Origin of the sequence: Pseudomonas shirazensis, assembly GCF_050496565.1 — a bacterium.
In the GTDB taxonomy this organism is placed as follows: Bacteria; Pseudomonadota; Gammaproteobacteria; order Pseudomonadales; family Pseudomonadaceae; genus Aquipseudomonas; species Aquipseudomonas shirazensis_A.
Window position 1 is genome coordinate 73,593 of record NZ_JBNWAE010000013.1, and the last position, 12,880, is coordinate 86,472.

A 12,880-nucleotide genomic window follows, 5' to 3' on the forward strand; every position below is an offset into this window, starting at 1 on the left:
TGCCCTGCTCGGGCCAGACATACGCCATGCAAACGATCAGTTTTAACGCTTGACCAATACATGTGATGATAAGCATTATCATTAACCTCCGTATCGGCCAGGTCGCCCCGTGAGTCAGTCACGCTTCACTACCGTCTTCCTAACCCAACGCCTCAGCCTGCTGCGCACGCTGCAAGGCATGGTGGGCAACCCCAGCACTGCCGAAGACCTGCTCCAGGAAACCTACCTGCGGGTCACTCGCGCGCTGGGTGAACGACCGATCGAGCACCTTGAGCCATTTGTGTTCCAGACCGCCCGCAACCTGGCCCTGGATCACCTGCGCGCCCGCCGCGTACAAGCGCGCACGCTGGTCGAGGATGTGCCCGAGCAGGTCCTGCACAACGTCGCCGCCCCCACCAGCAGCAGCGAGGACGCCGCCCACGCCGAGCAGTTGCTCAAGCACCTGAGTATCAGCCTCGGCCAACTGAGCACGCGCCAGCAGCGCATCTTCATCCTCAGCCGCCTGCACGGCGCCAGCTACCTGGAGATTGCCGAGCAGTTGCAGGTTTCGGCGAGCACCGTGCAAAAGGAATTGAAACTGATCATGGCCATCTGCATGGGTGTGGCCGAGCGGCTCAAGTGAGCCGACCGCTGGCCCGCCAGGATCGGTAAAGCGCTTGCCTTGGCCCGTTGCAGCCCCGATCATTCGGCAAAATCCCCCAAGCAAGGACCCTTCGTGACCGACAGCCCCAGCCCCCGCCCGACACCTGCCGGGCCCGATGCCCGCGCGCGTGCCATGGACGAGGCACTGGACTGGCTGCTGCGCCTGCAATGCGCCAGCGCAGCAGACACCGCAGCCTTCGAAGCCTGGTTGAGCGCTGCGCCAGAAAACGCCGAGGCCTATGTCGAGGCCGAAGCAGTCTGGAACGGCGCGCCCCTGCGCCAGGCCGCCGGCAAGATCCACCAGGCCCAGCGCACAGCTCCAGCGGCTCGCCTGCGCCGGCACTGGAAGCCGCTGGCCAGCGCAGCCGTGCTGCTGGTCGGCCTGTTCACCTTCGGCAACCTGCCGGTGCGCCTGCAGGCCGATCACCTGACCGTGGTCGGCGAGCGCCAGCGGCTGCAGTTGGACGACGGCACCAAGGTCCTGCTCAACACCGACTCGGCTTTTGCCAGCGATGAACGCGAAGGCCAGCCAGTGGCTCGCCTGCTACAAGGCGAGGCCTATTTTCAGGTAAGCCGTGCCGGTGAGCAGGCGCTTGAGGTGCAGGCCGGGCCGATGCGTGCGCAGGTCCGCGACACCGACTTTGCCGTGCGCTACCTGGATGGCCAGGCGCAGGTCAGGGTGCAGCGCGGCGATGTCGACCTGCACGCCGCCAGTGATCAGCACATTCGCCTGCGTGCCGGCGACAGCATCAGCGTTGGCCCGCAGGGTTTTGGCCAGCCCAGCCGCCCCGACATGCGCCAGGACCTGGCCTGGATCGACGGCCGCCTGGTGTTCGAGAACTGCCCGCTGAGCGACGTGCTGGCCGAGGTGCGGCGTTACTATCCGGGCTGGATCATCAGCCGCAACAGCGCGCTCGAGCAGGTTGCGGTGACCGGTAACTACCGCCTCGATCAACCGCTGGAAACCCTGCGCGCGCTGGCCCAGATCACCTCGGCCAGGCTGCATGAATACCCGGCGCTGGTGATCCTCAACTGAGCCACTGACAGCTGCATCAATTATTTTTACGCGATCGCTACCCACAACACGTCTCGTTATAGCCAATGCAACTGATTCTTGTTTTTAAACAAGAACAAGCATCACCTATAACAGTTCGCGCGTCTGGGAGCGCTTTCGATGTCCACAGCTCAACTCCGCCCGTCACCCCGCCGTCTGGGGCAGCTGTCCCTGCTGACCTTGGCCCTGATCGCCAGTGGGGCCTGCAGCCTGCCGGCTCTGGCCGCAGAGCCGGCCCAGGCCAACAGTCCGCGCATGGGCGACTATCGCTTCAGCATCGGTCAGCAGCCGCTGGTTGCCGCCATCAACGCCTTCAGCCAAGTCACCGGCTGGCAGGTCGGCTTCAGCGCCGAGGTTGCCGAGGGTGTCTCTTCGCCCGGTGTACAGGGCTCACTGCCAGCCGAGCCTGCGCTGCAGCGTTTGCTCCAAGGCACCGGGCTGAGCTACCGCAAGATCGGCAACGGCAACGTGGTGCTCGAGCGCCAGTCGGCCAGCAGCGTCATCGCCCTGCAGCAACTGACCGTCAGCGCCACCCGCAGCGCCCAGGATGTCAGCCAGGTGCCGAGCACCGTCACTGTGCAGACCCGCGAGCAGCTGGATCGACAGAACGTCAACGATATCCAGCAACTGGTGCGTTACGAGCCGGGCGTCTCGGTTGGCGGCACCGGCCAGCGCAGCGGCCTCAACGGCTACAACATCCGCGGCATCGACGGTGAACGGATTTTGACCCAGATCGACGGCGTGTCGATCCCCGACAGTTTCTTCTACGGCCCCTACGCGCAGACCCAGCGCAATTATGTCGACCCGGAAATCGTCAAGCGCGTTGAAATTCTGCGCGGCCCGGCTTCGGTGCTGTACGGCAGCAACGCCATTGGCGGCGCGGTCAGCTACTTCACCCTCGACCCGGACGACATCATCAAAACCGGCAAGGACGTCGGCGCGCGCTTGAAGACCGGCTACAGCTCGGCTGACGAAAGCTGGCTGACCTCGGCCACCGTCGCCGGCCGCCAGGGCGACGTCGATGGCCTGCTGCACCTGAGCCAGCGCAACGGCCATGAGACCGAGTCGTACGGCGAGCACAACGGTACCGGCCTGGATCGCACCGCGGCCAACCCGGAAGACGTGCGCACCACCAATGTGCTGGCCAAGGCCGGCTGGAACTACGCCGACGATGCGCGGCTGGGCTTTACCTACGAAAACTACAAGGATGATCGCGATCAGAACATCCTCAGCGCCGTGGGCGGGCCGTTCATCCCGGGCTTTGGCGCGATGAATTCATACCGCGCGCGCCAGGGCAACGACACGGTCACCCGCGAGCGCTTTGGCATCAACCACGAGTTCGGCCTCGACAGCCTGTTCGCCGACCGCGCCAAGTGGAGCCTGAACTACCAGATTGCCAAGACCGATCAGCGCACCGACGAGCTGTATGTCGCTTCGGGTCGCCAGGTAGCACGTGACCGCAAGACCACCTACAAAGACCGTCAGTGGGTGTTCGACGGGCAGTTGGACAAGTCCTTCAGCATCGGCCAGACCGACCACCTGCTGACCTACGGCACCACCCTCAAGCATGAAGAAGTTACCGGTACGCGCAGCGGCAGCGGCACGTGCGTGAACGTCGGCGGCAGCTGCACCGCAGTAGGCCAGGACAGCGCCCGCGATGGCCAGGCGCTGGTCAGCGACTTCCCCGACCCGACCGTCGACACCTACAGCCTGTTCGCCCAGGACGAGATCCGCTGGAACAGCTGGACCTTCCTGCCCGGTGCTCGCTACGACTACACGCGCATGCGACCGGAGATGACCGACGCCTTCCTGCGTGGCATTCAGGGCACCGGCGTGGCTCCAACTGCGGTCGACGACTCGGACAAGAAGTGGCATCGCTTGTCGCCCAAGCTTGGCGTGACCTACGCCTTTGACGACCACTACACCTGGTACGGCCAGTACGCCGAGGGCTTCCGCACGCCGACGGCCAAGTCGATGTACGGGCGCTTCGACAACCCGATCGTGGGCTATCGGGTGGAGGGCAATCCGGGCCTGGAGCCGGAGAAGAGCAAGAGCTATGAAACCGGCCTGCGCGGCAACTTTGCTGCAGGTAACTTCGATGTCGCGGTGTTCTACAACAAGTACCGGGATTTCATCAACGAAGACGCCGTGCAGTCGGCAAACCTGGGCACCACCTTCCAGGCCAGCAACATCAAGCACGCCACCATCAAGGGCGCCGAGTTCAAGGGCCGCCTGAACCTCGACCACTTCGGCGCGCCGCAGGGCCTGTATGGCCAGACCTCGATTGCCTATGCCAACGGTCGCAACGACGACAATGGCCAGCCGATCAACAGCGTCAACCCGCTGACCGGCGTGTTCGGCCTCGGTTATGACCAGGCTGACTATGGCGCCCTGCTCAGCTGGACTCTGGTCAAACGCAAGACCCGCGTCGACGACAGCGCCTTCTTCGCCCCGGACGGCGCCAGCACCCAGTTCCGCAGCCCGGGCTACGGCGTGCTCGACTTGAGCGGTTTCTACAAAGTCACCGACGACGTCACCGTCAACGCCGGCCTGTACAACCTGACCAACAAGAAATACTGGCAGTGGGACTCGGTGCGCGGCTACGACGGCCAGGGCGAAGCGGCGGTGACCCAGCCAGCCAACCTCGACCGCCTGACCATGCCCGGGCGCAATTTCGCCGTCAATGTCATCTGGGACATCTGACTAACGCATTACCTGCTTACGCGGTCCCCTGTAGGAGCGGCCTTGTGTCGCGAAAGGCCCGCGCAGCGGGCCCGGCGATTTGCGGTGCTGCACAAATCGTGGGGCCGCTACGTGACCCTTTCCGACCGGTCCGGCGCCCCGGCAAGGCCGCTCCTACACGGGCCGCGTAGCTTGGTACATAGAGTGAATTTTTACTGTGTTCAGCCCGCTTGTTCGTCTCGTAACTAGACCGCCCACTTTTGAAGGACCACCATGACCAACGCCGCCACCGCCGAGCGCCCGCAGCTGCGCTCGCAACGCCTGAATCAGGTGACCAACGCCCCGCACACCGAGCTCGACGCACTGGTCAAAGCCCACGCGCCGTTTGCCAACCGTGACAACTTTGCCCGCTTCGTAGTCGCCCAGTACCTGTTCCAGTCCGAGCTGCAGGCGCTGTACAGCGACCCGCAACTGATCGCCATCGTGCCCGACCTGGCCGCCCGCTGCCGCGCCGATCAGGCTCGCCTGGACCTGGCCGATCTCGATACCGCAGTGCCGGCACCCGTGCCAGGCGCGTTGCAAGCGCCGAGCCTGGGCGAGGCACTGGGCTGGATCTTCGTCTCCGAAGGCTCCAAACTGGGCGCCGCTTTTTTGATCAAGCGTGCAGTGGCACTGGAGCTGTCCGACAGCTTTGGCGCACGTCACCTGGGGGAGCCGGCCGGTGGCCGCGCAGAGGGCTGGAAGCAGTTCACGCGGATTCTCGACGGCCTTGAGCTGTCCGCCGAAGAAGACGCCGCCGCCGAGCGTGCTGCAGTCGCCGCCTTCGAGCGCTTCACCGAGTTGCTCAAGCATGCCTACGCGGCAGAAGTCGCGCCGGCCTGATACGCTTTACCCGGTCACCACGGTGGTGGCCGGCCGTTTTTGCAGTGAGACCATGACCCAACTTGCCCGCTTGAAACTGACCCGCCTGCTGTATGCGATCCTGGCTTATGTGAGCCTGGGGATCGGCTTGGTGGCGATTGTCATTCCGGGCCTGCCGACTACCGAGTTCATCCTGCTTGCAGCCTGGGCCGCGACGCGCAGCTCGCCACGGCTTAGCGCCTGGCTGGAGAACCATCGGTTGTTCGGGCCGATCCTGCACAACTGGCGCAACGGCCGAGTGATCCAGCGCCGGGCGAAAATCAGCGCCACTGTGAGCATGCTGATTTGCGCATGCCTGATGCTGACGTTTCTCGAGCACCGTTGGCCGGTGTTTCTGGCCATCGCCGGCATGAGCCTGGGCAACCTGTGGATCTGGTCACGCCCGGAGCGCGTTCAGCCGGCAGCCTCCAGCTGCAACGCCGGCTGAGCTAGAGCGTCAGCAACCCCGCATACAACGCATACGCGGCCACGCCTGCACCTGCCAGTACTGCAGCGAAAATAAGCTTTTCCCAGCCGGTGAACAGCGCCTGGCCCTGCTCGTGCCTGGCCCTGGCAAACAGAATCACCCCGGGTGCATAGAGCAACGCAGACAGCAGCAGGTACTTGAGCCCGCCGGCGTACAACAGCCACACCGCATACACCAGCGCCAGCCCCGCCACCATCAGGTCCTTGCGGCGCAGGCCGGCTTGCTCGGCATAGCCTTCACCGCGCAGTGCCAGCAGCACGGCGTATGCCGCCGACCACAGGTACGGCACCAGGATCATCGACGACGCCAGGTAAATCAGGCTGGTGTAGGTGCCTGCCGAGAACAGCGTGATCAGCAAAAAGCCCTGGATCATGCAGTTGGTCAGCCACAGCGCGTTGGCCGGCACGTGATTGGCGTTCTCGACAGTGAGAAAGCGCGGCATGGTCTTGTCCTTGGCCGTGGCGTAGAGGATCTCCGCACACAACAGCGCCCACGACAGCAGCGCGCCCAGCAGTGACACCGCCAGGCCAAGGCTGATCAGCAGCGCCCCCCACGGGCCGACGATATGCTCCAGCACCGCTGCCAGCGACGGGTTCTGCAACCCCGCCAGCTCCGGCTGGGTCATCACCCCAAGCGACAGCACGTTGACCAGCACCAGCAAGGCGAGCACGCCGAGAAAGCCGATCACGGTCGCCTTGCCCACATCCGAACGGCGCTGGGCCCGCGCCGAGTAGACGCTCGCGCCCTCGATGCCGATGAACACGAACACGGTCACCAGCATCATGTTGCGCACCTGCTCCATGACGCTGCCGAACTGCGGGTTGCTCGCGCCCCAGATATCGCGGGTAAACACGTCGGCGCGAAACGCCACGGCGGCAATCACGATAAAAATCAGCAGTGGCACTACCTTGGCCACGGTGGTGATCAGGTTGATGAACGCGGCTTCCCTGATTCCTCGCAGCACCACAAAGTGCACGCACCAGAGCAACACCGACGCGCAACCGATCGCCACCGGCGTATTGCCCTCGCCAAACATCGGGAAATAAAACCCCAGGGTGCTGAACAGCAGTACGAAGTAGCCGACGTTGCCCAGCCAGGCGCTGATCCAGTAGCCCCAAGCGGAAGAAAAGCCCATGTAGTCGCCAAAGCCGGCCTTGGCGTAGGCATACACCCCCGAGTCGAGTTCGGGCTTGCGGTTGGCCAGGGTCTGGAACACGAAGGCCAGCGCCAGCATGCCTACGGCGGTGATGCCCCAGCCGATCAACACAGCGCCGGCGTCGGCGCGGGCGGCCATGTTCTGTGGCAGCGAAAAAATCCCGCCGCCAATCATCGAACCCACCACCAGAGCAATCAATGCCCCCAGCCGCAGTTTATTTTCAGGCTCGCTCATTTGGGCGCCCACCGTTGGTTTATGTCATCTGCACGCAACACTTTTGAGTCCATATAAAGAGCGCTGCATATGCGCAGCCGCCATTAAAAGCTATAGCACTAATAGCAACACTGTCTATAGGCGATCCGGTACGCCAATGGGGTGCCGCCGGGCAACTATAGCCTGCCGCAGTAATAATTTTTATTTACGCTGAAAATTTGCCTATCCAGTAAAAGCGACTAGTTTGAAAGATCGCAGGCAGAACAGAGTGTTTACTCTACATTGACATGGAGTTGCCGGTGCAAAGGCCTGCGGCAGAGCGGTCGGCACACTCCAGGAGACACGTCGGGCCTTGGCCTTACGTTGCCATGAACTGATCTACATCAGCGAATGCCGGCGGCGTCAGGTTTACCATGACGTCAACTTTCTCCTGGTACGGAGTCGTTAAATGTCTGATTCTCCCGAAAAACTTAAACTCGGTGCACTGGTGGCACTTGTGGTCGGCTCGATGATTGGTGGCGGGATATTTTCCCTGCCGCAGAACATGGCCGCCAGTGCCGGTGTTGGCGCGGTATTGATTGGTTGGGCTATTACCGCCGTGGGCATGTTGACCCTGGCCTTTGTATTCCAGACCCTGGCCAATCGCAAACCCGATCTGGACGGTGGCGTGTATGCCTACGCCAAGGCTGGATTTGGTGACTACATGGGTTTTTCCTCAGCCTGGGGTTACTGGATCAGTGCCTGGCTGGGCAACGTCGGTTACTTCGTGCTGCTGTTCAGCACCCTCGGTTATTTCTTCCCGGTCTTTGGCGAAGGCAATACGCCGGCGGCGGTGATCGGCGCCTCGATCCTGCTCTGGGCCGTGCATTTTCTGGTGCTGCGCGGGATCAAGGAAGCCGCCTTCATCAACCTGGTGACGACCATTGCCAAGGTTGTGCCGCTGGCCCTGTTCGCGCTGATCTGCCTGTTCGCGTTCAAGCTCGACGTGATCACCGCAGACATCTGGGCGGTCGGCTCGCCTGACTTGGGCAGCGTGATGAACCAGGTGCGCAACATGATGCTGGTCACCGTGTGGGTGTTCATCGGCATCGAGGGCGCGAGCATCTTCTCCTCGCGTGCAGAAAAACGCGCCGACGTCGGCAAGGCCACGGTGATCGGCTTTATCACCGTGCTGCTGTTCCTGGTGCTGATCAACGTGCTGTCGATGGGCGTGATGACCCAACCAGAGCTGGCCAAACTGCAGAACCCGTCGATGGCCGCTGTGCTTGAGCATGTAGTCGGCCACTGGGGCGCGGTACTGATCAGCGTCGGCCTGATCATCTCGCTGTTGGGGGCGTTGCTATCGTGGGTACTGCTGTGCGCCGAGATCATGTTCGCGGCGGCCAAGGACCACACCATGCCGGAGTTTCTGCGCCGCGAGAACGCCAACCATGTGCCGAGCAATGCGCTGTGGCTGACCAACGCCATGGTCCAGGTGTTTCTGGTCATCACCCTGTTCTCGGCCAGTACCTACCTGTCGCTGATCTACCTCGCCACCTCGATGATCCTGGTGCCCTACCTGTGGTCGGCGGCCTACGGCTTTCTCATGGCACTGCGCGGCGAGACCTACGAACAAGCACCCGGCGAGCGGCGCAAGGATCTGCTGATCGGTGCCATCGCCCTGCTCTACGCGATCTGGCTGCTGTATGCCGGTGGCATGAAGTACCTGCTGCTGTCGGCGCTGTTGTATGCGCCTGGGGCGATCCTGTTCGCCAAGGCCAAGCGTGAACTGGGGCAACCGATCTTCACCAGCATGGAGAAGCTGATCTTCGCTGCGGTAGTCGTCGGTGCGCTGGTAGCGGCCTACGGCCTGTATGACGGTTTCCTGACCCTTTAATCACCGAATCTGCATCATGGAGGCAATCACCATGTCCACCGAAAACCTCAAGTACGGCGTCCATTCCGAAGCCGGCAAACTGCGCAAAGTGATGGTCTGCTCACCAGGCCTGGCGCATCAGCGCCTGACCCCAAGCAACTGCGACGAGCTGCTGTTCGACGATGTGATCTGGGTCAACCAGGCCAAGCGCGACCACTTCGACTTTGTCACCAAGATGCGCGAGCGCGGCATCGAAGTGCTGGAAATGCACAACCTGCTGACCGAGACCGTGCAGATCCCTGAAGCCCTGAAGTGGATCCTCGACCGCAAGATCACCGCCGACACCGTCGGCCTGGGCCTGACCAACGAAGTGCGCAGCTGGCTCGAAGGCATGGAGCCGCGCCGTCTGGCCGAGTTTCTGATTGGCGGCGTGGCCGGCGAAGACCTGCCTGAAAGCGACGGCGCCAGTGTGATCAAGATGTACCGCGACTACCTCGGTCACTCCAGCTTCCTCCTCGACCCGCTGCCCAACACCCAGTTCACCCGTGACACCACCTGCTGGATCTACGGCGGCGTCACGTTGAACCCGATGTACTGGCCAGCGCGCCGTCAGGAAACCCTGCTGACCACCGCCATCTACAAGTTCCACCCACAGTTCACCAACGCCGACTTCGAAATCTGGTACGGCGACCCTGACCAGGACCACGGCAAGTCCACCCTGGAAGGCGGCGACGTCATGCCGATCGGCAATGGCGTGGTGTTGATCGGCATGGGTGAGCGCACCTCGCGCCAGGCCATCGGCCAACTGGCGCAGTCGCTGTTCGCCAAGGGCGCGGTAGAAAAAGTAGTGGTCGCCGGCCTGCCCAAATCGCGCGCGGCGATGCACCTGGACACCGTGTTCAGCTTCTGCGACCGCGACCTGGTCACGGTCTTCCCGGAAGTGGTCAAAGAGATCGTGCCGTTCGTGATCCGTCAGGACAGCAGCAAGCCGTATGGCCTGGACGTGCGTCGCGAGCACAAGAGCTTCATCGAAGTGGTCGCCGAGTCGCTCAACCTGAAAGAGCTGCGTGTGGTGGAAACCGGCGGCAACGCCTTTGCCGCCGAGCGCGAGCAGTGGGATGACGGCAACAACGTGGTCGCGCTGGAGCCTGGCGTGGTCATCGGCTACGACCGCAATACCTACACCAATACCCTGCTGCGCAAGGCCGGGGTCGAGGTCATCACCATCAGTGCCGGCGAACTCGGCCGTGGCCGTGGCGGCGGCCACTGCATGACCTGCCCGATCATCCGCGACCCTATCGATTACTGAAACAGCCAGCACCCCGGCCATGCCCATCAGGCATCGGCCGGGTACCTCACCGAATCCAAGGAGAACTGTCATGGCGTTCAACATCCACAACCGCAACCTGCTCAGCCTGGAACACCACACCACGCGCGAGCTGCGCTATCTGCTCGACCTGTCCCGCGACCTCAAGCGCGCCAAGTACACTGGCACCGAGCAGCAGCACCTGAAGGGCAACAACATTGCCCTGATCTTCGAAAAGACCTCGACCCGCACCCGCTGCGCGTTCGAAGTAGCCGCCTACGACCAAGGCGCCAACGTCACCTACATCGACCCCAACTCTTCGCAGATCGGCCACAAGGAAAGCATGAAGGACACCGCACGGGTGCTCGGGCGCATGTACGACGCCATCGAGTACCGCGGCTTCAAGCAGGAGATCGTCGAAGAGCTGGCCAAGTTTGCCGGGGTGCCGGTGTTCAACGGCCTGACCGATGAATACCACCCCACCCAGATGATCGCCGACGTGCTGACCATGCGCGAAAACAGCGACAAGCCGATCCACGACATCAGCTACGCCTACCTGGGCGACGCCCGCAATAACATGGGCAACTCGCTGCTGCTGATCGGCGCCAAGCTCGGCATGGACGTGCGCATTGCTGCGCCCAAAGCGCTGTGGCCGCACGATGATCTGGTCGAGCGCTGCCACAAATACGCCGAAGAAAGCGGCGCCCGCATCACCCTCACCGAAGATCCGAAAGCGGCGGTCAAAGGCGTCGACTTCGTCCATACCGACGTTTGGGTATCGATGGGCGAGCCAGTCGAAGCCTGGGGCGAACGCATTCAGCAACTGCTGCCGTATCAGGTCAACGCCGAGTTGATGAAAGCTACCGGCAACCCACGGGCCAAGTTCATGCACTGCCTGCCGGCGTTCCACAACTCCGACACCAAGGTCGGCAAGCAGATCGCCGAGCAGTACCCGCACCTGGCCAACGGTATCGAAGTGACCGACGACGTGTTCGAGTCGCCGGCCTGCATTGCCTTCGAGCAGGCGGAGAACCGCATGCACACGATCAAAGCGATCCTGGTCTCGACCCTGGCTGATCTCTGACCGACCTGGTGGGCTCTTAGCCGCTGCGGGCACTAGCGCCCGCAGCGGCCACACCGCCTGCTCCCCTCTGCCAAAGGACACTTCACCATGCGTATCGTTGTTGCACTGGGCGGCAACGCCCTGCTCCGCCGTGGCGAGCCTCTGACCGCTGACAATCAGCGAAGCAACATCCGCACCGCCACCGAACAGATCGCCAAGATCCACCCTGGCAATGAACTGGTCATCGCCCACGGCAACGGCCCGCAGGTAGGTTTGCTGTCGCTGCAGGCCCAGGCCTACAAGCCGGACGAAGCCTACCCGCTGGACGTGCTCGGCGCTGAAACCGAAGGCATGATCGGCTACATGATCGAGCAGGAGCTGGGCAACCTGCTCGACTTCGAGGTGCCGTTCGCCACCCTGCTCACCCAGGTCGAAGTCGACGCCAACGACCCGGCCTTCAAGGACCCGACCAAATTCATCGGCCCGGTCTACAGCAAGGAAGACGCCGAGCGCCTGGCCAAGGACAAGGGCTGGGTGGTCAAGGCTGACGGCGACAAATACCGCCGGGTGGTCGCTAGCCCCAAACCCAAGCGCATCTTCGAAATCCGCCCGATCAAATGGCTACTGGAAAAAAGCAGCATCGTGATCTGCGCCGGTGGCGGCGGCATCCCCACCATGTACGATGAAAACCGCAAGCTCAAAGGCATCGAAGCGGTGATCGACAAGGACCTGTGTTCGGCCCTGCTGGCTGAACAGCTGGACGCTGATCTGCTGGTCATCGCCACCGACGTCAATGCCGCCTATGTCGACTTCAACAAGCCCACGCAGAAGGCGATTGCCCAGGCTCACCCGGATGAACTGGAGCGGCTTGGCTTTGCCGCAGGCTCGATGGGACCCAAGGTGCAGGCTGCCTGCGACTTCGCCCGCAACACCGGCAAGGTCGCGGTGATTGGCTCGCTGGCGGACATCGAAGAAATCGTCAAAGGCAGCGCCGGCACCCGGGTATCCACCGCCGAGCCTGGAATAAGCTACCGTTGAATGCAGTTGGCGGGTGCCGGTCGCCCGCCGTTTTCACACCTTTGCGAGGAGCTATCATGGCCAAGTTCGAGCCAGGTCACGTGCATATCGAGCGCATGGCGCTGAACAACCAGGACCACAGCTACGACCTCAACATCAACTACGAAGTGGCCACGGACCCCAGGGACGGCGCCGGCATCCAGTTTCGTATGCACGGCAACATCGAAGGCAAGCCGGTCGAGGAAACGTTCTTTCTGGCCAAGGATCAGGTCCTGCCGAGCTTTCTCAGCATCGCCACGCGCAAGGCGCAAAGCTACATGCCAGCGCCGAAGAAGTTCGAGAGCATGGGCTCGTCACACAAGATCTATGACCTGATGTTCGAAGACATTCGCGAGAAGCTCGCAGTCAAATCCGGCGACTGCGTCAAGCCGGAGCATCTGGAATAGCCCTTGCGGCAACAGCATCGCAGGCAGTTTTGTTGATGCACAAGGCTTGAAGCCTGAAG

The 12,880-nt window shown here is 62.6% G+C and carries 11 protein-coding genes; 10 read left to right on the plus strand and 1 reads right to left on the minus strand.

Features of this window, described 5'->3' with window-relative positions:
* Window positions 1-109 precede the first annotated feature (109 nt).
* From ACQZ2L_RS18610 to ACQZ2L_RS18630, 5 genes are all read left to right on the plus strand, one after another.
* Window positions 110-622, plus strand: coding sequence for an RNA polymerase sigma factor (locus tag ACQZ2L_RS18610; protein WP_430327313.1), 513 nt, complete (start codon window positions 110-112; stop codon window positions 620-622).
* Between the two features lie 93 nt (window positions 623-715).
* Window positions 716-1,678 carry a FecR family protein gene (locus ACQZ2L_RS18615; RefSeq protein ID WP_430327314.1) on the plus strand — a complete coding sequence of 321 codons (963 nt, stop codon included), beginning with the start codon at window positions 716-718 and terminating at the stop codon, window positions 1,676-1,678.
* Between the two features lie 138 nt (window positions 1,679-1,816).
* Complete coding sequence (locus tag ACQZ2L_RS18620) at window positions 1,817-4,399, plus strand: TonB-dependent receptor (protein WP_430327315.1); 2,583 nt, start codon at window positions 1,817-1,819, stop codon at window positions 4,397-4,399.
* Window positions 4,400-4,651: 252 nt separating this feature from the next.
* Window positions 4,652-5,260, plus strand: coding sequence for a biliverdin-producing heme oxygenase (locus tag ACQZ2L_RS18625; RefSeq protein WP_430327316.1), 609 nt, complete (start codon window positions 4,652-4,654; stop codon window positions 5,258-5,260).
* A 52-nt stretch (window positions 5,261-5,312) separates the two neighbouring features.
* Window positions 5,313-5,726 (plus strand): YbaN family protein, encoded by a 414-nt coding sequence (locus ACQZ2L_RS18630; RefSeq protein WP_430327317.1) that lies wholly within the window; start codon window positions 5,313-5,315, stop codon window positions 5,724-5,726.
* Window position 5,727: 1 nt separating this feature from the next.
* Here the strand turns inward: ACQZ2L_RS18630 and arcD (ACQZ2L_RS18635) are convergent, their stop codons facing one another.
* Window positions 5,728-7,155 carry an arginine-ornithine antiporter gene (arcD, locus tag ACQZ2L_RS18635; RefSeq protein ID WP_430327318.1) on the minus strand — a complete coding sequence of 476 codons (1,428 nt, stop codon included), beginning with the start codon at window positions 7,153-7,155 and terminating at the stop codon, window positions 5,728-5,730.
* A 427-nt stretch (window positions 7,156-7,582) separates the two neighbouring features.
* Between arcD (ACQZ2L_RS18635) and arcD (ACQZ2L_RS18640) the strand changes: the two genes are divergently transcribed.
* The 5 genes from arcD (ACQZ2L_RS18640) to ACQZ2L_RS18660 all read left to right on the plus strand — a co-directional run bounded on the left by arcD (ACQZ2L_RS18640) (window position 7,583) and on the right by ACQZ2L_RS18660 (window position 12,821).
* The gene (gene arcD, locus ACQZ2L_RS18640; RefSeq protein WP_430327319.1) at window positions 7,583-9,010 is read left to right on the plus strand and encodes an arginine-ornithine antiporter; all 1,428 of its coding nucleotides are present in this window, start codon (window positions 7,583-7,585) and stop codon (window positions 9,008-9,010) included.
* A gap of 31 nt (window positions 9,011-9,041) precedes the next feature.
* The gene (arcA, locus tag ACQZ2L_RS18645; protein WP_430327320.1) at window positions 9,042-10,298 is read left to right on the plus strand and encodes an arginine deiminase; all 1,257 of its coding nucleotides are present in this window, start codon (window positions 9,042-9,044) and stop codon (window positions 10,296-10,298) included.
* Window positions 10,299-10,368: 70 nt separating this feature from the next.
* Entirely contained in the window at window positions 10,369-11,379 is a 1,011-nt protein-coding gene (locus ACQZ2L_RS18650; protein ID WP_101316942.1) for an ornithine carbamoyltransferase, read from the plus strand.
* 87 nt (window positions 11,380-11,466) lie between these two features.
* The gene (gene arcC, locus ACQZ2L_RS18655; RefSeq protein WP_430327321.1) at window positions 11,467-12,396 is read left to right on the plus strand and encodes a carbamate kinase; all 930 of its coding nucleotides are present in this window, start codon (window positions 11,467-11,469) and stop codon (window positions 12,394-12,396) included.
* A 56-nt stretch (window positions 12,397-12,452) separates the two neighbouring features.
* A complete protein-coding gene (locus tag ACQZ2L_RS18660; RefSeq protein WP_430327322.1) occupies window positions 12,453-12,821 on the plus strand; it encodes a DUF5064 family protein in 369 nt (122 codons plus the stop codon).
* Window positions 12,822-12,880 lie beyond the last annotated feature (59 nt).

Bases quoted from the DNA above. Each gene is read 5' to 3' on its own strand.
- ACQZ2L_RS18630 (WP_430327317.1), top strand. From the start codon at position 5,313: ATGACCCAACTTGCCCGCTTGAAACTGACCCGCCTGCTGTATGCGATC.
- arcD (WP_430327318.1), bottom strand. From the start codon at position 7,155: ATGAGCGAGCCTGAAAATAAACTGCGGCTGGGGGCATTGATTGCTCTG.
- arcD (WP_430327319.1), top strand. From the start codon at position 7,583: ATGTCTGATTCTCCCGAAAAACTTAAACTCGGTGCACTGGTGGCACTT.
- arcA (WP_430327320.1), top strand. From the start codon at position 9,042: ATGTCCACCGAAAACCTCAAGTACGGCGTCCATTCCGAAGCCGGCAAA.
- ACQZ2L_RS18625 (WP_430327316.1), top strand. From the start codon at position 4,652: ATGACCAACGCCGCCACCGCCGAGCGCCCGCAGCTGCGCTCGCAACGC.
- ACQZ2L_RS18620 (WP_430327315.1), top strand. From the start codon at position 1,817: ATGTCCACAGCTCAACTCCGCCCGTCACCCCGCCGTCTGGGGCAGCTG.
- ACQZ2L_RS18660 (WP_430327322.1), top strand. From the start codon at position 12,453: ATGGCCAAGTTCGAGCCAGGTCACGTGCATATCGAGCGCATGGCGCTG.
- ACQZ2L_RS18650 (WP_101316942.1), top strand. From the start codon at position 10,369: ATGGCGTTCAACATCCACAACCGCAACCTGCTCAGCCTGGAACACCAC.
- arcC (WP_430327321.1), top strand. From the start codon at position 11,467: ATGCGTATCGTTGTTGCACTGGGCGGCAACGCCCTGCTCCGCCGTGGC.